Origin of the sequence: Streptococcus mitis (assembly GCF_965111735.1) — a bacterium.
Taxonomy (GTDB): Bacteria; Bacillota; Bacilli; order Lactobacillales; family Streptococcaceae; genus Streptococcus; species Streptococcus mitis_DR.
On record NZ_OZ217346.1, the window covers coordinates 1,320,239 to 1,340,748 of the forward strand.

At 38.7% G+C, this 20,510-nt stretch carries 16 protein-coding genes and 1 pseudogene; 3 read left to right on the forward strand and 14 right to left on the reverse strand.

Annotation, left to right across the window (positions count from 1 at the left end; genetic code table 11):
- Positions 1-17: 17 nt before the first annotated feature.
- The 10 genes from udk to gyrA all read right to left on the reverse strand — a co-directional run bounded on the left by udk (position 18) and on the right by gyrA (position 10,985).
- Positions 18-656: a uridine kinase gene (udk, locus tag ACLV7W_RS06420; RefSeq protein WP_001181376.1), complete on the reverse strand. Its 639-nt coding sequence runs from the start codon at positions 654-656 to the stop codon at positions 18-20.
- 109 nt (positions 657-765) lie between these two features.
- Positions 766-1,644 (reverse strand): tRNA pseudouridine(55) synthase TruB, encoded by an 879-nt coding sequence (gene truB, locus ACLV7W_RS06425; protein ID WP_411865652.1) that lies wholly within the window; start codon positions 1,642-1,644, stop codon positions 766-768.
- Between the two features lie 73 nt (positions 1,645-1,717).
- Positions 1,718-2,554: a hypothetical protein gene (locus tag ACLV7W_RS06430; RefSeq protein ID WP_411865653.1), complete on the reverse strand. Its 837-nt coding sequence runs from the start codon at positions 2,552-2,554 to the stop codon at positions 1,718-1,720.
- Positions 2,532-2,732 carry a hypothetical protein gene (locus ACLV7W_RS06435; RefSeq protein ID WP_153209709.1) on the reverse strand — a complete coding sequence of 67 codons (201 nt, stop codon included), beginning with the start codon at positions 2,730-2,732 and terminating at the stop codon, positions 2,532-2,534. The genes ACLV7W_RS06430 and ACLV7W_RS06435 overlap by 23 nt, the downstream gene beginning before the upstream one ends.
- A 189-nt stretch (positions 2,733-2,921) precedes the next feature.
- On the reverse strand, positions 2,922-4,196 hold the full coding sequence (locus ACLV7W_RS06440; protein WP_084929540.1) for a DUF2130 domain-containing protein: 1,275 nt from the start codon (positions 4,194-4,196) through the stop codon (positions 2,922-2,924).
- 95 nt (positions 4,197-4,291) lie between these two features.
- Positions 4,292-5,572: an O-acetylhomoserine aminocarboxypropyltransferase/cysteine synthase family protein gene (locus ACLV7W_RS06445; RefSeq protein ID WP_000196318.1), complete on the reverse strand. Its 1,281-nt coding sequence runs from the start codon at positions 5,570-5,572 to the stop codon at positions 4,292-4,294.
- A gap of 147 nt (positions 5,573-5,719) precedes the next feature.
- Positions 5,720-6,517 (reverse strand): formate/nitrite transporter family protein, encoded by a 798-nt coding sequence (locus tag ACLV7W_RS06450; protein ID WP_000254773.1) that lies wholly within the window; start codon positions 6,515-6,517, stop codon positions 5,720-5,722.
- A 292-nt stretch (positions 6,518-6,809) separates the two neighbouring features.
- Positions 6,810-7,607, reverse strand: coding sequence for a formate/nitrite transporter family protein (locus ACLV7W_RS06455; RefSeq protein ID WP_411865654.1), 798 nt, complete (start codon positions 7,605-7,607; stop codon positions 6,810-6,812).
- A 166-nt stretch (positions 7,608-7,773) separates the two neighbouring features.
- Positions 7,774-8,517, reverse strand: a complete 744-nt coding sequence (locus tag ACLV7W_RS06460) for a class A sortase (protein ID WP_261221494.1) — start codon at positions 8,515-8,517, stop codon at positions 7,774-7,776.
- Positions 8,517-10,985 (reverse strand): DNA gyrase subunit A, encoded by a 2,469-nt coding sequence (gene gyrA / locus ACLV7W_RS06465; RefSeq protein WP_261073732.1) that lies wholly within the window; start codon positions 10,983-10,985, stop codon positions 8,517-8,519. The genes ACLV7W_RS06460 and gyrA overlap by 1 nt, the downstream gene beginning before the upstream one ends.
- Before the next feature lie 194 nt (positions 10,986-11,179).
- Here gyrA and ACLV7W_RS06470 point away from each other — a divergent pair, with 194 nt between their 5' ends.
- On the forward strand, positions 11,180-12,166 hold the full coding sequence (locus ACLV7W_RS06470) for an L-lactate dehydrogenase (protein ID WP_000204728.1): 987 nt from the start codon (positions 11,180-11,182) through the stop codon (positions 12,164-12,166).
- 700 nt (positions 12,167-12,866) lie between these two features.
- On the opposite strand, the gene ACLV7W_RS06475 is transcribed toward ACLV7W_RS06470, so the two are convergent.
- The 3 genes from ACLV7W_RS06475 to ACLV7W_RS06485 all read right to left on the reverse strand — a co-directional run bounded on the left by ACLV7W_RS06475 (position 12,867) and on the right by ACLV7W_RS06485 (position 17,376).
- Positions 12,867-14,096 carry a tetratricopeptide repeat protein gene (locus tag ACLV7W_RS06475; protein WP_411865655.1) on the reverse strand — a complete coding sequence of 410 codons (1,230 nt, stop codon included), beginning with the start codon at positions 14,094-14,096 and terminating at the stop codon, positions 12,867-12,869.
- On the reverse strand, positions 14,086-15,252 hold the full coding sequence (locus ACLV7W_RS06480; protein WP_261037043.1) for an AI-2E family transporter: 1,167 nt from the start codon (positions 15,250-15,252) through the stop codon (positions 14,086-14,088). Before ACLV7W_RS06480 ends, ACLV7W_RS06475 begins: the two co-directional genes overlap by 11 nt.
- Before the next feature lie 117 nt (positions 15,253-15,369).
- A complete protein-coding gene (locus ACLV7W_RS06485) occupies positions 15,370-17,376 on the reverse strand; it encodes a peptide ABC transporter substrate-binding protein (protein ID WP_411865656.1) in 2,007 nt (668 codons plus the stop codon).
- A 175-nt stretch (positions 17,377-17,551) separates the two neighbouring features.
- Between ACLV7W_RS06485 and ACLV7W_RS06490 the strand changes: the two genes are divergently transcribed.
- Positions 17,552-18,565: a lactonase family protein gene (locus tag ACLV7W_RS06490; protein ID WP_411865657.1), complete on the forward strand. Its 1,014-nt coding sequence runs from the start codon at positions 17,552-17,554 to the stop codon at positions 18,563-18,565.
- 197 nt (positions 18,566-18,762) lie between these two features.
- On the opposite strand, the pseudogene ACLV7W_RS06495 reads toward ACLV7W_RS06490, so the two are convergent.
- Positions 18,763-18,948: pseudogene (locus ACLV7W_RS06495) on the reverse strand (hypothetical protein).
- On the opposite strand from ACLV7W_RS06495, the gene ACLV7W_RS06500 reads away from it, so the two are divergent.
- Positions 18,909-20,435 (forward strand): IS1182 family transposase, encoded by a 1,527-nt coding sequence (locus ACLV7W_RS06500; protein WP_411865658.1) that lies wholly within the window; start codon positions 18,909-18,911, stop codon positions 20,433-20,435. The pseudogene ACLV7W_RS06495 and the gene ACLV7W_RS06500 sit on opposite strands and share 40 nt — an antisense overlap.
- The last annotated feature ends 75 nt before the right edge of the window (positions 20,436-20,510 follow it).

Here is a 20,510-nt window from a genome sequence, read left to right on the forward strand (position 1 = left end):
AAGGCCTCCACATCTGTTTATTTGCTGTTTCGAGCTTCTTCCAAAATCTTTGCAATCTTGGTTGTCAAAAGGTCAATAGCCACGGTATTGCTGACCCCTTCAGGAATAACGATATCAGCATAACGCTTAGTTGGCTCGATAAACTGGTGGTACATGGGTTTAACCACGCCTAAGTACTGGTCAATAACGCTATCAAGACTACGGCCACGCTCTTCCATATCACGCTTGATCCGACGAATAATGCGCACATCATCATCCGTATCCACAAAAATCTTGATATCCATCAAATCACGCAGACGCTTGTCCTCCAAGACCAAAATCCCCTCAACGATAAAGACATCTTGAGGCTCTTGACGATAGGTCTTGCTGCTTCGTGTATGCTCTGTATAGTCATAAGTCGGAATGTCCACCGGACGCCCTGCCAACAACTCCTTAATCTGCTCAATCATCAAGTCTGTATCAAAGGCAAAAGGATGGTCGTAGTTGGTTTTGACACGCTCTTCAAAGGTCAAGTGAGACTGATCCTTGTAGTATGAATCATGCTCAATCATGGAAATCTTTTCATCAGGAAAATGCGATAAAATGGCTCTTGAAACACTGGTCTTACCTCCACCAGAACCACCTGTCACTCCGATAATGATTGGTCTATTTTGCATGCTATCCTCCGTTTTTTTATCCGTCGTCTATTCTATCACATTTTTTGCAAAATTTATAGTCTGATTTGGATAGTCTAGGGGAAACAACACTCCCTACACCTCAGTTAGACTAGCTAAAAACCTTCCTTGGCTTGTAGAGATTGTCCCGTTTTTCTAGAATGGCTAGCAATGTATCGCCTTCAAAGGCAGCCAGTTCTTTGTCCGTTTGATCTAGCTCAATAAAACGACCAAAGCGCACTTCTGTAGCCTCTTCTGGACTTAGAAAAACTTTGACAAGGTCACCCGTCCCAATCTCAAGAGGATGGAGAAAGTCTAGTTGCCCTACCTCTACTCTTTCAGCAATTTCTTCCAAGGTAAGAGCATCTTCTAGTTGCAAACCAGCTGCACTAGTCCGTGTCAAATGTGACATATGGGCAGCATAACCCAATTTGTCTCCTAAGTCAACAGACAAGGTACGGATGTATGTCCCTTTACTGCATTTCACACGAAAAGTGAATCGTGCAAGTTCGCCTTCATAAGAAATCGGACTTGTTCGATCAAATTGATAAATGGTTACTTGACGTTCTGGGCGCTCTACTTCCTGACCCGAACGCGCATACTCATAAAGCTTACGACCATTGACCTTTACAGCCGAATACATAGGCGGAATCTGGGTAATAGGCCCAGTCAAACTGGCAATCGCTTCATCAACAATGATTTCATCCAAGGGCGACAGAACGGGTGTCTCTGCGACCACTTCCCCACTGGCATCCTCAGTCGTCGTGGAATAGCCAAGAGTGATTTCACCCTCATAGACCTTGCCCTCATCCTGCATAAACTCGACCATGCGTGTCGCTTTGCCAACCGCAATGGGCAGAACTCCCACTACATCCGGATCCAAAGTCCCACCATGACCAATTTTCTTGGTTCCCAAAATCCTACGCAGTTTAAAAACCGCATCATGCGAGGTCATCCCCGCTTCTTTTTTTAAGTTGATAATACCGTTCATTTTTGCTTTCTGATTTCCTTTTCACTTTACATCAACATATTCTATCTTAGACAGATTTTAAAACTATATCAGCTCATTTTTCTAAATATTTCCTAGCTTCCTGAACATAAAAGAGTTCTGGATTTTCATGGGCGATACTTTCAAACAAACTACGTGCACGAGCTTCATCTCCTTTTAGCTGAGCATTGAGAGCTCCGTAATAAGAGAACATGATTCGAGCTAACTTATTTTCTGGTTCAGCGGTATCGAAGTAGTCGTTTGATTTTTTATTTAAAACAAGATCCTCTATAGCTTTTATTATGTTTATTACATTCGTCTTCCTAGCAACCTGAGAATTTGTTCTAACTTTTAATGTAGCTAACATATCGATTTGGTGCGAAATTTCCTCTGTCTTATCAGCATGGATTAGAGAAAGAATCTTAAAGTAAGTTGTTGATAATTCGATTTCAAATTTCTTATTAAAATTTTTACCCTCAAAATTTATTCGTTCCAAATTATCAAGTGTTTCTTCAAACTTTCCTTGGTAGTATAGCGATTGGGCAATAGCTAGTAAACAATTTGCATTATTGAACAGCTGTTGTGACTTAACCGAGTGTTCAGCTACATAACGATAATAACTTATGTGCTTGTCGAAATTAATATCTGTCAAAAAGATATTATCTACAGCTAATTTAACCAGTTTATTGTTTAATAAAATCAATGTCTCAAACCCAAAACATACTACCGTATAAGTAATGAATTTCATAAAATTCATTTCCCCACCTTTAAATAATTCAACAACCATCCCTATAAATGATAGGCAAACTATAGGAATTAAGCAAATGTATACTATTTTTGTCAAATTATATAATTTTGAAATTTCAATTCTAGATATTTTCAACGAATAGTTATTTAATATCTCTTTCACCATTATCCTCCATTGTAGAACTTAAATATAAGAAGTCGCTCGCAATTACTAGAATCGCTATCAAAACTCCAAAGACAAATGTAGATGCACTAACTGTAACACCATCAATTAAAGTACCAATAACAAAAACTGTAGTAATTACTGCTTTTAAAACCTGTTCTCCATGATATACCTTTGACAATCCCGTCTCGTTAGTAGTTTTAACTGTTGCATAATCTTATTAACCTGATTATGCTCTTTCACATAGGTGACGTACGGTAAGAACTCATATCAGTTTTATCTTTCTAAATAGCTCTCCGTTTCCTGTACATAAAGTTGTAAATATTTAATGTAGACATACGACTATTTTAAAGTTATTTCATATTTAAGGCTACTCCCCCTTCAGAGCTTCGAATTTCGCTTTCATGGTTGGATTTTTCCGGGTCAATTTTTTGACGGAAACATCTTCCAATTTATTGTTTGCAAGGCGGAGTTGGTTTTCAGATGTTGTTAGGAACTTTTTAACCTCTTCCATGCGTTTGATAGCCTTGTCGATTTCATCGATAGCTTTACCAAAGTTGGTCGAAGCTGAGTTGTAGTTCTTGGCAAATGCTAGCTTAAAGGCATCCAAGTCTTCCTCAAAATGCGTAATGTCGATATTTTGTTCGCGAACCAAGGCCAACTCCTGCTTATATTTTAGGGAATTAAGCGCCGCATTTCGTAAGAGTCCAATCAACTGGATAAAGAACTGAGGGCGAACCACATACATCTTTTCATACTCGTGACTAACGTCAACAATCCCTGTGTTAAAGTAGTCGTTATCTGCCTCTAGCATGGTCACCAAAACGGCATACTCACAGTTCTTCTCCCGACGGTCCTTGTCCAATTCCTTGTAAAAGTCTGCATTCTTGTGCTTCTTCTCTGTTCCATCTGCTTCATTTTTCATCTCAAACATGATGGAAATGATTTCAACACCATTTTCATCACTCTCACGGAAGATAAAGTCACCCTTAGACCCACGCGAAGAAACCTTGTTATCCTTTTCAAAGTAAGCATTTGGAAAGGCAAAACTACGGACCTTGTTAAACTCACTCTCTGCGTACTGTTCCAGACTTTCCCCGATAGCTTTTGTAGATTGTTGGGCTTTGAAATTCCTATAAAATTCGACTTGTTCACTAGCTGCCTTGAGTTGAGCTTCGTAGTTTTGCTTAACAGAAGCAAGAGAGAGTTCGTTTTCTTTTTCTTGTAAAAGAAGCTGATTTTTAACCTGATCCCGTTCTTTTTCTAGGTCAGAAAGGGTCTTTTGCAGTTGATTTTCATGTTCCAAACGCAAGGTGGCCAGTTGGTTTTCCAAGGCCTGTACTTCCTTGTCCTTAGCCAATAAGGCCTGATTACTTGTCTGTTCAACCTCTTTCTTGGCCAATTCTTTTTCTGTATCAAAATTTTGGATTTGACTCTGCAATTGAGCAATTTCTTGGTCTTTTTGAGCTAGTTTAGACTGTTGTTCATTCATGGCCTTTTGCTCAGCCAAGGCCAGTTCCTGCTTCATCCGATCGTGCAATTCCTTATCAAACTCTGCTGTTCTCACTTGGGACAAAAGTTCGGCATACTGACTTTCATTTACTGTAAAGACTTCCCCACAGTTAGGGCATTTGATTTCGTTCATAACGTTCCTCTTTCTAGACTTCTGTAACCATTATATCATGCCTAAGGGAAAATCAAAAACAGCGAGTCGAAACCCACTGTTTATCTTCTTTTACTTTAAATTTTTTCCAAGGCCAAGCGCAAGTCTTCAATCAAATCTTCTACATTTTCAAGACCGATAGACAAGCGGATTTGGTTTGGTGTGACACCTGCGGCTTCTAAGTCTTTTTCTGACAATTGACCGTGAGTAGTTGTTGCTGGGTGAACAACAAGAGACTTGGCATCTGCCACATTTGCAAGGTCAGAGAAGATTTCTAAATGATCAATTACCTTGCGAGCTTCTGCCTCCCCACCTTTGACATGGAAGGTAAAGATTGATCCCACACCTTTTGGCAAGTATTTCTCCGCCAAAGCATGGTAAGGACTATCAGCCAATTTTGGATAGTTGACTTTTTCTACCTTAGGATGATTTACAAGAAAATCAACAATTTTCTCTGCATTTTGCACATGGCGTTCCACACGAAGTGAAAGCGTTTCAAGTCCTTGGAGCAAGAGAAAGGCATTAAATGGCGACAAGGCTGCACCTGTATCACGAAGCAATTGAACACGGACAGCGATAATAAAGGCTGCTGCACCCACATCACGAGTATAGCTCAAATTGTGGTAGCTTGGGTCTTCCTCAACAAATTGAGGGAATTTTCCTGAAGCCGCCCAGTCAAAACGACCACTATCGACAATCACTCCTCCAATAGTCGTACCATGCCCACCGATAAACTTAGTCGCAGAGTGAATGGCAATATCTACACCGTGAGAAAAGACATTAATCAAATAAGGTGTAGCAAAAGTATTATCAGAAACAAGAGGAATCTGGTGTTTGTGAGCAATCTCTGCCAATTTTTCCAAATCTGGAATGTTAATCAAGGGGTTACCCAAGGTTTCAATCAAGACAAGCTTGGTATTGTCATTGATAGCTGCTTCCACTTCTTCCAAATTATCCACATCGACAAAGGTTGTTGTGATCCCATAACGAGGAAGGGTTTCTTTCAAGAGATTGAAGGTTCCACCGTAAATAGTCGAAGCAGCCACTACATGGTCACCAGCATGGGCAAGTGCCAAAATCGTATAAGTCACTGCAGCCATACCTGATGCTGTTGCAAGAGCTCCAACACCACCTTCAAGAGCAGCAATTCTTTCTTCAAAGGCAGCTGTTGTAGGATTTGTAATACGAGTATAAATATTCCCTGGTTTTCTCAAGGCAAACAAATCGGCACCTTCCTGCGTGTCATCAAAAACAAAGGATGTTGTTTGATAAATCGGTACTGCACGAGACTTGGTAGCTGGATCCACAACTTGCCCAGCATGCAATTGTAAGGTTTCAAATTTAAAATCACGAGTCATAAGACGACCTCCAAATAATTTGATTAAGGATATTGTAGCACCTTAAGGTATAGTTTACCAATATCAATTTTCTATATTTTGATATAATAAATAACTATTACCTTATTTTAAAAATGAAAAAAGCACGACTCAATCGTACTCATTTTCTTAATCTACATAAGTATCTTCATTTTTATTGAGGAAGGCATATGGAAGACCCATCAAGAGGCCTCCTCCGATAAAGTTTCCGATGAAGGTTACACCCCAGTGACGAAGCATATTCCCAACACCGAAGTTGGCAATTGAGTCAGCAGCAACACTGAATTTTACAATCGCGAAAGAAGCAAAGTTCGCAGCGATGTGCTCATTTGTTAAGAATACAAACATGTAAATCGCTGATAAAACGAGCCATAGTTTAGCGCCGCCATCTTTGACTAAAACAAATGAAAGAATCGCAATATTAACGAAAATATTTGCCAAAATCGCCTCAAGCAAGATTAATTCATTTGAACGGCCTAACTTCATCTCAACAACCCCTGAGATGAAACTATCGTGAGTCAGATGTGCATAGGCTGCTGAGTGGGCAAAGCCCCAACCTGCTATCAAGGCTCCGATAAGGTTGAACAAGGTACAGTAAAGTAAAATCTCAGCTGTTTTTCTCCAAGAGATTTTTTTCAAGAAACTACCAGCAGTCAAGAACATCATGTTTGATGTTACCAACTCGGCATTCAAGAAAACAATATAGGCCAAGCCCCAAGCAAAGACAAATGGGAAGAGGAAGCGTCCACTACCTGGTGCAATTTTATTAATCAAGTCAGCCCCAACTGCACCAGCAGCAGTACTGAAGGTTAAAAATGCACCTGCGAACATAGAACGAATCGCATACTTAAATTTGCTTTGACTATAAAGACTTTCCTTCTTCTTGCAAGCAAATTCAATCTTTGAGATAAATTCTGAAGAAACCATAATAAACTCCTAAAACTTTTATTTGTGATAATTATAACATAAAATCGATATAATGAAAAGCCTTTCCTAATTGTATTTTTAATAAATTTATAAATCCAGCAATCGTTTACATTGTTTTAATAACAAGCTTTTAGAATTTTTAATTATTAGAATATAAAGATTGCATGGAATAACTTTTATTCTATTTAATATATTTTGTTGTTACAATTTACAAAACGATTTTCTCTGCAAGCCTATTTTGTCAAAGAAAAAGAGAGAATCGTTCTGATTCTCCCTGATACACTGACTCTTCTTAATCAACATATGTATCTTCATTCTTATTTAGAAAGGCATACGGTAAACCAATCAGAAGACCTCCACCTATAAAGTTAGCAATAAAGGTTACACCCCAATGTCGAAGGATATTTGGAAGATCAAAGTGAGGTACTTGATTAGCAATCATGCTGAATTTCATAATACTAAAGGAAGCAAAATTGGCAGCGATGTGCTCATTGGACAAGAAGACAAACATGGAAATAGCTGATAAAATGATCCATAGTTTGGCAGCACCGTCTTTGACTAATATAGATGAGAGAATGGCAATATTTACAAATACATTGGCAAGAATTCCCTCAAGCAGGACTAAATCACTTGGACGCGCCAATTTCTTGGCTACAAGCTTAGGAAGGAAACTATCATGGGTCAAATGCGAAAAGGCTGACGAGTTGGCAAAGGCCCATCCAGCCACCAAAGCACCAATGAGATTAAACAAAGTACAATAGAGTAAAATAATCATTGCCTTTTTCCAATCAATCTTTTTCAAAAATGCACCTGCTGTTAAATACATCATATTGGAAGTTACCAATTCCGCATTTAAAAAGACGATATAAACCAGCCCCCAAGCAAAAACAAATGGGAACAGGAAATACCCACTACTTGGAACAATACTATTAAGTAAATCCGCACCAATAGCTCCAGCAGCTGTACTGAAGGTTAAAAAAGCACCTGCAAACATAGAACGAATTGCATACTTTAACTTACTTTGCTTGAAAAGACTTTCTTTCTTGTGGCAATAATAATCAATCTTCGAAATAAACTCTGACGAACTCATAAACGTCTCCAATTTTTTTATATTTAGTATTATAACAAAAAATATTAAAATAGGTAATTGTTTTTCAAAAATGCTAGTATTTGTATTGATTTATCATTACTTAGCATGCTTATAAAGCAATATAAAAAGAACCAGTAAAATAAAATGTTTACTGATTCTTTAACTATTAATAGCGCTGTTTATATGGTTGATTGAAAGCTGTTAGAATTTCTTCAGGTGTTTGTGAATAATCTTTTGTATCTTTCAAGTCACCTTTTACGATAATACGTTCTGTCGCATCATAATCAACACAGGTTACAAGTGTGATTTCATCAACTCCAGTACGGTCATCAATCTCATCCACACGATCTGGTGTTACATGCTTGACCTCATGAATGACATAGGTATAAACCTTATCCTTATCAGTTAGATAAATTTTCATTCCATTTTTAGCACGTGATAATGGAGAAAATAGCATCTGACTGGCATTTTCCGCCGTGAAGATATGATGGCTCGCAAGTGAATAGTTTCCTTTCCCCATCACTTGATCACGCTTCATTGTACCAGCTCCATAGAAGAGATTGACATTATCAAGACCTTTAAAAATAGGTAAGTTAATTTCTACTTCAGGAATAGCAATCCCACCAATAACAGGCAATTTTTGCGAATCCCATTGTGAGGATAGGACAGCTTCTGACGAGATGGCTTTTACGGAATCAAAGTCAAAATTCCCTTCTGTATCTTGATTTTCTTCCAATTTTTCTTTTGATACCTGGCTGACTTGGTATTTATTGGTATTCCAAACCATGAACATATCACGAATTTTTGAATTGAAAATCAAAGCCACTGACAAGATGATTAAAAACCCTGCCAAGAAATTGATTAGTAAATTTTTACGGTTTGTTTTCTTTTTGTTCTTTTTATGAGACATTATGCTTCACCTTCTATTTCGTTTTCAGTCCCAACTTCTTCTTTTTCTGCCGCTGCAACCGTCGTAAAGGTCACAATTTTAGCATCTTGGTCCAGGCGCATCACTTTAACTCCCATAGTTGAGCGACCTGTTTGTGAAATATTGGCAACGTTGGTTCTAATCATGACACCAGTATCAGTGATAATCATCAAATCTTCATCGCCTTTAACTGTCATAAGTCCAGCAAGAGAACCGTTTTTTTCTGTAATCTTAGCGGTTTGCATCCCTTTACCACCACGACCTTTAGTTGGATATTCGGTCGCAACTGTGCGCTTACCATAGCCCTTTTCTGTGATGATAAGAACCTCGTCCTGGTCTGTAATCACACTAGCACCAACAACTGTGTCTCCGTCACGAAGGTTAACACCTTTCACACCAGTGGCGATACGACTCATACCACGAACAGCTGATTGATTAAAGCGAACTGCATAACCAAACTTGGTACCAATGATAATATCCGTTTCCTCTTCTGTTAGTAAGACATTAATCAACTCATCTTCATCTTTAAGATTCAGTGCTTTAAGTCCATTTTGACGAATGTTAGCAAATTCCTTAACGCTGGTTCTCTTCACAATACCATGACGGGTTGTGAAGAAGAGATAAGCATCATCACTACGTTCAGACTCAACATTGATGATGGTCTGGATACTTTCACCTTCATCTAATTTCAAAAGATTGACGATTGGCAAGCCCTTAGCTGTACGACCATACTCAGGAATTTCATAGCCTTTCAGGCGATAGACACGTCCTTTATTTGTAAAGAAGAGTAGGTGATCATGGGTGCTGGTTGACACTAACTCACGAACAAAATCATCATCCTTAACGCCTGTCCCTTGGACACCTCGACCACCACGTTTTTGAGCAGTGAATTCTCCTTGATCCAAACGTTTGATGTAGCCTTTGTTAGAAAGTGTAATTAAGACATCCGATTCTTCAATCAAATCTTCATCTTCAAGAGTCAAGACTTCTCCCACCATCAACTCTGTACGACGATTATCTCCAAACTTACGCTTAACTTCATCTAATTCATCCTTGATGATTTGAGAAACACGTTCGGGCTTAGCAAGAATATCTGCTAAATCTGCAATCAGAGCCAAGAGGTCATCATACTCAGACTGAATCTTATCGCGTTCCAAACCTGTCAAACGACGAAGACGCATATCAAGGATAGCCTGACTTTGTCGTTCAGAAAGCTTGAACTTGCTCATCAACTCAGCTTGTGCTTCCGCATCCGTTTCACTAGCACGGATGATACGAATCACTTCATCGATATGGTCTAGTGCTATTAAGAGACCTTCTAAGATATGAGCGCGTGCTTCTGCTTTTTCCTTATCAAAACGAGTACGACGAACAACTACTTCTTTTTGGTGCTCAATATAAGCATCCAAAATCTGACGAAGAGACAAGATTTTCGGTACACCGTTCTGAATCGCCAGCATATTGAAACCAAAGTTAGTTTGCATCTGGGTCATCTTGAAGAGGTTATTGAGGATAACATTTGCTGAGGCATCGCGCTTAACTTCAATCACGAAACGAACACCTTCTCGGTTAGATTCATCACGTACTGCTGTAATCCCCTCAATACGTTTTTCCTGAACTAAGCGAACAATATGCTCGTGAACCTTGGTTTTGTTGACCATGTAAGGAAATTCTGTTACAACGATGCGCTCACGGCCAGTCTTAGTTTCTTCAATTTCAGTACGAGAACGAAGGACAATAGAACCTTTACCTGTTTCATAAGCCTTATGAATGCCTGATTTCCCCATGACAAGGGCACCTGTTGGAAAATCTGGACCAGGCAAGACTTCCATCAAGTCCTTAGTGGTCACTTCAGGATTGTCCATGACCAACTTCACAGCATCAATAGTTTCACCCAAGTTATGAGGGGGAATATTGGTCGCCATCCCAACGGCAATACCAGTTGCTCCATTGACCAAAAGGTTTGGAAAACGTGCAGGCAAGACCAAGGGTTCACGTTCATTGGCATCATAGTTATCGACGAAATCAACTGTATTTTTATTGATATCACGAAGCATCTCCAGAGCAATCTTGCTCATGCGTGCCTCAGTATAACGCTGGGCGGCAGCACCATCTCCATCCATGGAACCAAAGTTTCCATGCCCATCTACAAGCATGTAACGGTAGCTCCACCATTGAGCCATGCGGACCATGGCTTCATAGATAGAGGAATCCCCGTGTGGGTGGTATTTACCCATGACGTCCCCTGTAATACGAGCAGATTTTTTATGGGGTTTGTCTGGAGTAACACCCAATTCATTCATTCCATAGAGAATCCGACGGTGAACCGGTTTCAAGCCATCTCGAACATCAGGAAGAGCTCGCGCTACGATAACACTCATGGCGTAATCGATAAAACTCGTCTTCATCTCCTTTGTCAGATTGACATTCACTAAATTTCTATCCTGCATTAATAAATGCCTCATTTCACTATTAGTAATTAACTATATTATACCATAATGTCCACTATATTTCAGGTATCTAAAACCACTAAAACGTTTACATCAAGAACTGAAATGCATATCCGTGACAAAGCTTTTTAAAAGTGATAGAATTAAAATAACTGGGGAAATCCCTGAATAAAATTAAGGAGATGTTTAGAATAATGACTTCAACTAAACAACACAAAAAAGTTATCCTTGTCGGTGATGGTGCTGTAGGTTCTTCTTACGCTTTTGCACTTGTTAACCAAGGAATTGCACAAGAGCTTGGAATTATCGAAATTCCACAATTGCATGAAAAAGCTGTTGGTGACGCGCTTGACCTTAGTCACGCCCTTGCCTTCACTTCACCTAAAAAAATCTATGCAGCTCAATACTCTGACTGTGCAGACGCTGACCTTGTTGTAATCACTGCAGGTGCGCCTCAAAAACCAGGTGAAACTCGTCTTGACCTTGTAGGTAAAAACCTTGCTATCAACAAATCAATCGTAACTCAAGTTGTTGAATCAGGTTTCAAAGGTATCTTCCTTGTTGCTGCTAACCCAGTTGACGTTTTGACTTACTCAACTTGGAAATTCTCTGGTTTCCCTAAAGAACGTGTTATCGGTTCAGGTACTTCACTTGACTCAGCACGTTTCCGTCAAGCACTTGCTGAAAAATTGGATGTTGATGCTCGTTCAGTGCACGCCTACATTATGGGTGAACACGGTGACTCTGAGTTCGCTGTTTGGTCACACGCTAACATCGCTGGTGTAAACCTTGAAGAATTCCTTAAAGACACTCAAAATGTTCAAGAAGCTGAATTGATTGAATTGTTCGAAGGTGTTCGTGACGCAGCTTACACAATCATCAACAAAAAAGGTGCAACATACTACGGTATCGCAGTAGCCCTTGCTCGTATTACTAAAGCAATCCTTGACGATGAAAACGCAGTACTTCCACTTTCAGTATTCCAAGAAGGTCAATACGGAGTTAAAAACGTCTTTATCGGTCAACCAGCTGTTGTTGGTGCACATGGTATCGTTCGTCCAGTAAACATTCCATTGAACGACGCAGAAACTCAAAAAATGCAAGCATCTGCTAAAGAATTGCAAGCTATCATTGACGAAGCATGGAAAAACCCAGAATTCCAAGCAGCTTCAAAAAACTAATTATAACTAGGTTCTCATTTCATAGGAACCTCAGACCGAAGACAAACATCATTTTAGTGTTTGTCTTTTTTGTATTCTCTACGCTACTATACTTAAAATAAGTTGAAACATCTATAAAATACTTTTCAATGCAAAATAAAAAAGCTTTCCCACCCTTTTTTCCGTGCTTTTTCCGATCTAAGTCAATCTAAACTTCCAGTTGCTCACTTATAAAATTAGCTTGATTATCTAACACTTGGTAAGTATATTTGTGGTTATTGGATTCGATTAAATCATAGATGAAGGAAAATCGAGAACTGACTCAACCTGACGAAGAATATAGTCTTACGGAACGAGTTCCTCTAGCGTGTAATAATCAACATGATTGCAATCTTAGTCTCGTTTTTTTATGAAAAATGGCAAACATCTCACAACTTTTCTTACCTCTATTTTGCGATTTCACACAAAGAAAAGCCCTTAGAAACTTTTAGTCTAAGGACTTTCTATTCAATCTGTCACTTATGAAATGAGAACTTTTTCTTTTACTATAAAGTCTAAGATTGTACTTTTAAAAATATTACTTATCTCACTTCTTATGTCTTATATTGGAAACTCGAATACAAACACAACAACTCAAATATACTCTCATCATACAATAGATAAAATAGCCTTTAGATTTTATTATCAAAAATGATTAGATACAGTTTTTAAAAATATATTCTTACAATCTCTCAAATAGTTCTTGCATTTGCACATCATCTGGAACCAGTTTTAAGTAAGTTTGAGCATTGACTTTTGCTTCCTCAAAGTCGCCCAATTCACGTAAGAGATAGATATAGTGTTCCAGAAACTCTGGATTGTCCTTCAAATCACCTGCCAACTCTTGGTAATGCTCATAGGCAGTATCCAAATCATCCATTTCTTGATAAGAACGAGCAATCATCCACTTAGTCAAAAGATTTTCTGGTTCCTCGCTCTGCAAGTCTAGAATATCCTCATAACGCTCCTGCTCTAGATAAATAGTTGCCAAACGAAGCAAGATTTCTTCTGTATCCTCAGCATCTTCTTTAGCGGTAAGGAGATAATTTTCTGCACCACTAGCATCATGTAATTCATAAGAAAATTGTGAAGCTGCTAACAAGAGTCTTGTTTCAAAAGGATTTTTCTCCAAACCTTGCTTAGCAATACGCAGGGCTTCTTGAACCTGATGTTCCTTATGCAAGGCCTGACTATAACCATATTCATAGCCTTCAAAGTCAGGAGAAATGGTATCGATCTGCTTAAAATAGAGGACGGCCTTTTGGTATTCTTCTTGATCAAAGTAAAGACTGGCCAACTCAAAAGCTGTTAGGTCATCGTATTCTAACTCCAGGGCTTTTTCTAAAAACTCTGTAGCCGTTTCAAATTTCCCTAACTGGGCATAGGCAAAGCCAATCCGTTGATAGGTGGAAATGCCTGTTTGCTCATAAATCGAGCGATTATCTAACTGAACATAGCCTTGAATGGCCTCTTGATAATTTTCCAACTCACTATCCAATTCTGCTAATCCCAATATCAAGAGAGGATCTTCTGAGTAAGTCAAGGCCTCCAATAATTTCTCACGCGCCACATCTGTCAAACCTTCCAGCTGGTAAAGGTCCGCTTTCAGAGCCAAAGCCGAAACATACCAGTCACTGTTAGCTTGGATTTCCTCAAGATAAGCAAAGGCTTCTTCGATTTGACCATCCTCGCTAGCAATAGCTGCTAGATTAAGATTAACCTCTGGAAAATTTTCTACAATTTTCAGGTAAATTTCCTTGGCCTGAGGATAAAAACCAATTCCTTCAAGATAAGTAGCTAACTCATACAGAAGGTCACTTGAATCATTTTCTAAAGCTTTGACGAAATAATGTTCTGCCTTAACTAAATCTTGCTCTTCCAAAGCCTGTAACATCTGTTGACTATTGTTCACTCTTAGCTTCCTCTCCTTCTAGTTCATATAGGCCACTGACTACCTTATACCATTCAAAAATCGCTGAAATGACAACCTTAGCAGAGGCATAAACTGGAATACCGAGCAAGACTCCCCAGATACCAAACATGGATCCTGAAGTTAACAAAACAAAGAGAACATTAATGGGATGGATGTTTAATTGACTTCCCAAAATCAATGGAGAGACAAAACGGCCTTCAATAGTTTGTTCTACGATAAAGACAATCACTACTTTCAAAAGCATGACTGGCCCAGCAATCAAGCCCAATACTAGGGCAGGAAGCATGGCTAAGAAGCTACCCAAATAAGGAACCAGATTTAAGATACCAGCAGTAACACCCAGCGTAACCGCATAGCGTAGACCAATGATTTTAAAGAAAATCATAAACATTACCGCAACAATAATAGCCACTGTTACTTGTCCTCTAACATAATTAGACAACTGCTGATTCACATCTGATAAAACTTGTCCAACAGGTTCTTTCAATTTCGTTGGCATGAATTGGGTCAAATAGTTACGCAATCCTTTCCCATCACGCAAGAGATAAAAGAGCATGAACGGAACGATAATCAAGGCAACAATCACTTGAGAAGCCCCGCTAATAAAGGCACTCACCCAGTTGACTGCCTGAGATGAAACCTTACTTGCCCAAACTGTAGCCTGACTTGAGAAGTTTGCCAAAACTTGTTCTAACTGAGGTCTGAAATCATCTGGTAAACGCTTGGTGACCAAATCATCAATAACTCGATCAGCATCTTCAAGGTAGACTGGAACATTCCTTGCAAAACTTAAAACCTGACGTTGCAGATTTGGAATGGCTACTGCCAAGCCCCAAATGATAAAGAGAGCGATGATGACAAAGACAATACTGATTGCGATAACGCGATTAATCTTATGCTTCTCCATCCAATCAACAATAGGATTCAATAAATAGTATAGTAAACCAGATAGAATGACTGGCAACATCACAACTGCCAAGAAATCTAAAACAGGTGAAAATAGAAAACTAATCTTACTTAAAATAAACAGATTGAGTCCCAATAATAAGGTTACCAAAAATACCGTAATGGCCTTGTTATCCAAAAACCACTTGAAAAACCAAGATAGGCTAAAATGTTTCTCTTTTTGCTCCATAAATACTTCCTTTCTATTGTTCTCTCATTATACCATTTTTAAATCAAAATAACTCTTTTTTAAAGTGCTTACATGGAGACAGCAACATAAAAAATCCCCTCAAAAGAGGAGATTTGATTAGTCTTGAATATGACGGTCTAAGTTCTTCTGATAATCAGCATTGGATTTGCCTTTTTCATCAGCAAATTTCTTGCGGAACTCATCCATTTCTTTGGAAGTGACAATTTTATCTTGGAGTTTAAGATATTTATAACTGTTATCTCCTGTTTTGTCACCAATCCAACCATCAGCACCACTACCTAATACTTTCTTCGTTACTAACATTTGGGCACCGTCTGAGTGTACAGGAATAACTAGAGCACTATCTGTTAACCAAGCTTGCGCCTTAGCATATTTAGAATAACGTTTTTGCAGATCTGTTTTTTCACTATTTGCATCATCAATCAATCCTTTGTATTTATCCAATCCAACTGTTTTAATGGCTGGATTGTCTGTTCCTGGTGCTACACCAAGAGAGCCGAGGAGACTTGGACCTGAAGTTGGATCAAATACATCTAGATAAGTTGATGGATCTGCATAATCTGGACTCCAACCACTATTAACATTAATGTCCCAATCAACATTATTATTTGATGTTGCTAGAACAGTCATGTTTCCCAATTCATCATCAGAAACCTGTTGAATATCAACAACTACATTTTCAGAGCCCAAGGCTTCTTCAATGGATTGTTTATAAGACTGAGCTTGATGGATAAAATCTGTCTGAATCGATGAAACTGGAAGATCTAAATGAATTGGGAACTGTACTCCATCAGCTTGAAGAGTTTTCTTAGCAGATTCAAACTTAGCTTTAGCCTTGTCTACGTTATGAAGTGAATCTTGCGCATCATCAAGACTGACATCTTTCCAGACATTATCCAATTTATCCAATTCTATCTTAGTTACTTGACCAAATGTTTGATCTCCTACTTGAACAAATGTTGGAGGAGTGAAACTTGTCCGTAACTTACGAGGTCCTACTTCATCACCAAATACTTGAGAGATCCCTGCTTTACGATCTACCGCAAATGCCAAGGCTTGACGGAAATCTTTGTTTAAAAGTGCTTTCTTAGTAGAGGATTTTTCTACATCACTTGTTTTAGCAGTATGATTGTATGACACACGATCAATATTAGTAGACATATAGAATACGCCACCTCTTTGTTGACCATATACAATATTATCCTTGTATTTTTCTTTTAGACGTTCATAGTTGGCAGAGTTTTTAAAGAGTGGAGCAGCTGGATAATGTCCCTCATCAAAACCACGTCCTAGAGAGTCTGCATCTTGACCATCAAAGAATGATAACTTGATATCATCAATAAAGACATTTTGCTTATCCCAGTAATTTTGGTTTTTGGTCATTTCGATAGAAGATTTCGAAGTAAGCCCCTTAAGAAGATATGCCCCATTGTATAGTATACTCGTTACATCAGTGGCCTTACCAAAATCATCTCCTTTAGATGCCAAAAAATCTCCACTCACGGGAGCAAGGACTCCCATTGTTGTTTTTGAATTCCAGAAAGATTCTGGATGGTTCAAAGTATAAACAACAGTATAATCATCTGTTGCTTTCACGCCTACGGTTGAGAAATCTGTTGTTTTCCCATTTACATAGTCATCCAATCCTTTGATAGAATCCTGTACCAAATAGAGAGCCTGTGATTTCTTATCAGCTGCATGCTTAAGACCAGTTACAAAATCCTGAGCCTTAACTTCACCATACTCCTCTCCCTCATTGGTATACCACTTGACACCCTGACGGATTTTATAGGTATAGGTCAAACCATCTTTGGAAACAGTCCAATCTTCTGCAACTGATGGGACCAGATTCCCATATTGATCATTTTCTAATAATCCATCAATAACATTACCTGTAATCTGTTTAGTGCTGACATTACCAGAAACTGTATAATCCAAAGTAACAGGATCTAATGAGAATACATAGGCATAAGTAACTGGTTTAGTTGCTTGTTTAGTTGCTTCTTTAGTTGCTTCTTTATTACCATTACCAGATGAACACGCTACTAGCACTGCTGCCGAGAGTACAGCAACTCCTGCTGCTAAGAAAACACGTTTTTTCATAAAAAACTCCTTTGCAATTTGTATAAGATTATTATAGCACTTTTATTAAGTAAATCAATGAAAACATTTCTAATATTATCATCAAAAGAATTAGGTAAAGCTCTTGCTAATCTTGATTTCTTCATAGTAGCATTTTTGTGATATAATAGTCTTATCTTTATATAGAGGTAAAGTTATGAAAGAAACTGTTTATTTTGGAACTTATACACGTCGTACTTCCCAAGGGATTTACAAGGCAGACTTCGATACAGAAACTGGTCAGCTTTCAAATCTAGAACTTTTTGCTACTGAGCCAAGTCCAACCTACCTTGCCTTTGACCAGCACCAACATTTATACACTGTTGGTAGTCAAGACGATAAGGGGGGAATTGCAGCCTATCAAACTAATGGTAACTTATTAAATCACGTCGTTGAAGAGGGAGCCCCCCACTGTTATGTTGCCGTTGATGAAAAGCGTGATTTGGTTTACGCGGCAAATTACCACAAGGGACAGGTCCTTGTTTATAAACGTCAGGAAGATGGTCGTCTTCTACTTAGTGATGTTGATCAACACAGTGGCCAAGGTCCACATGAAAATCAAGCTTCTCCACATGTTCACTATACAGATTTAACACCTGACCACTATCTAGTGACCTGCGACTTGGGTACTGACCAAGTAATTACTTATGATCTTGATTCAGAAGGAAAATTATCTAAGCTCTATACCTATCATAGCCAGCCAGGAGCAGGCTCACGCCATATTATTTTTCATAACCATTATAAAATCGCTTATCTCATTTGTGAACTCAATAGCACTATCGAGGTTCTAATCTACGATGGTGTTGGTGAATTTGAACGCATGCAAGTCATTTCAACTCTACCAGACGGTTACGAAGGATTTAATGGAACTGCTGCTATTCGTCTCTCTAAAGATGGTAAATACCTCTACGCTTCTAACCGTGGTCATGATTCTATCGTAGTATATACAATTCTTGCGGACGGTAGCTTAGAGTTATTAGAAATCGTTCCAACGCATGGTAAGACTCCACGTGATTTTGATTTGACACCGGATCAAGAATTTGTCATTGCTATCCATCAAGACTCTGACAATGCAACCGTCTTTAAACGCAATCCTGAAACTGGTCGTCTAGCAGAACTTTCCAACGACTTCCATGTTCCAGAAGCGGTCTGCATCAGTTTTGCTAATTAACACAATTATAACTATCCATCTAACGGATGTTACACACCAGAGAAGACAAACATCATTTTAGTGTTTGTCTTTTTTATATTTTCAAAACTACTCCACTCAAAATAAGCTGAAATCTTTCTCAAAACACTTTTCAATGAAAAGTAAAAATGCTTCACAGCCATCATTTATTTTTCTTACATCTTACGGAGCTAGTCGGATTAATAGTCACATAATGAAAAAAGAGTCTGGGACAATAGTCCCTTATTTCCCAAAAAAACAACGGATTTGCCGTTGCTTTTTTGCATGGTTACGATAGTCTTGGTAAAATAGAATTGCTTAATAAATCATTTAGAAAGGCCATCCCATGCATATTCACTATAACAAAAATCAAACAACTTTACCACTAGAAATCAGTTCTTTCTTACCACAAGACCATCTCGTCTTTACTATTGAAAAAGTGGTGAATACCTTGGAGGATTGTCACTTCCATGCCTTCTATCATGCCTTTGGTCGCCTGTCTTATCACCCTAAAATGCTTATAGCTACTCTTCTATTTGCCTATTCACAAGGGATTTTCTCTGGACGAAAAATCGAAAAAATGATGATTGAAAACCTCGCTATGCAGTACCTAACAGGACCGTTGGTTGTCAGCTACCGCACCATCAATCGTTTTCGAGTCGCTGAAGAGATGGAAGAACTCATACGTAATCTTTTCATGGACCTCAATCTTCGTTTAAAAATGGAAGAGTTAGTGACCTTAAATTGTCTGTTTATTGACGGGACTAAGATTGAAGCCAATGCCAACAAGTATAGTTTTGTGTGGAAGAAAGCGACAGAGAAATTCTCCGCCAAACTGCAAGAACAGATACAGAACTATTTTCAAGAAGAAATCACTCCCCTTATCTATCAAGCTATCGAACTGGATACACAAGAGCCTACCTCCTCAGAGCAGTTGCTTGCATTCGCTCAAGTCCTTGAAGAAGAATTGAAAAAATTGAACCAGGACATTGAGGAGACACCCGTTAAAGGGAAGGATGAACGTAAAACCCCGCGTCGTAAACTCAAGGAAGTCTTGCGTAAAGTCAAGGAGGATTTTTCAGTACGTGCTGAAAAGTATGAGAAGTATCAAGAGACATTTGAAGGGCGCAACAGCTTTTCCAAAACCGATCCAGATGACACTTTTATGCGAATGAAAGAAGATTATATGAAAAATGGCCAACTCAAGGCTGCTTATAATCTTCAAATCGCTACTGAAAACCAATTTGTTCTTCACTATGATGTCTTCTCAAATCCGACAGACACCAAGACTCTTCTGCCATTCCTTGAAACCTATCCGCATGACTTGAAGACAGTTGTTGCAGATGCTGGATATGGAAGTGAAGAGAACCTCCTTCGTTTAGATGAAAAGGGGGTGAACCATCTGATTAAATATGCCATGTTTGACAAGGAACAGAAGAGAGGGTATAAACAGTCGGATAGAAACTTAGGTAATTGGTACTATAATGACAAGGAGGATAGCTACACACATCCTGACGGCTGGTATTATCGTTTTCACCATACCAAACATCAGAAAACACAGACAGACTTTCAACAGAAAATCAAGGTTTACTACGCTTATGAACCTGAATCAGCCCCTCAAAAGGGACTGTATATGAACGAACGCTATCAAAACTTGAAAGCTAAAGAATGTCAGGCGCTTTTATCTCCCGAAGGTAAACAGATTTTCGCTCAACGCAAGATTGATGTTGAACCTGTCTTTGGGCAGATAAAGGCTTGTTTGGGTTACAAGAGATGTAATCTGAGAGGGAAGCGTCAAGTGAGAATTGACATGGGATTGGTACTTATGGCCAATAACCTCCTAAAATACAATAAGAGAACGACTCAAAATTAAAGGCTCTATAATATTTGTAGTGGGTAAATCCCCTATGGATATTATGGAGCCTATTTTGTTGTAGAAAAAAAGTCC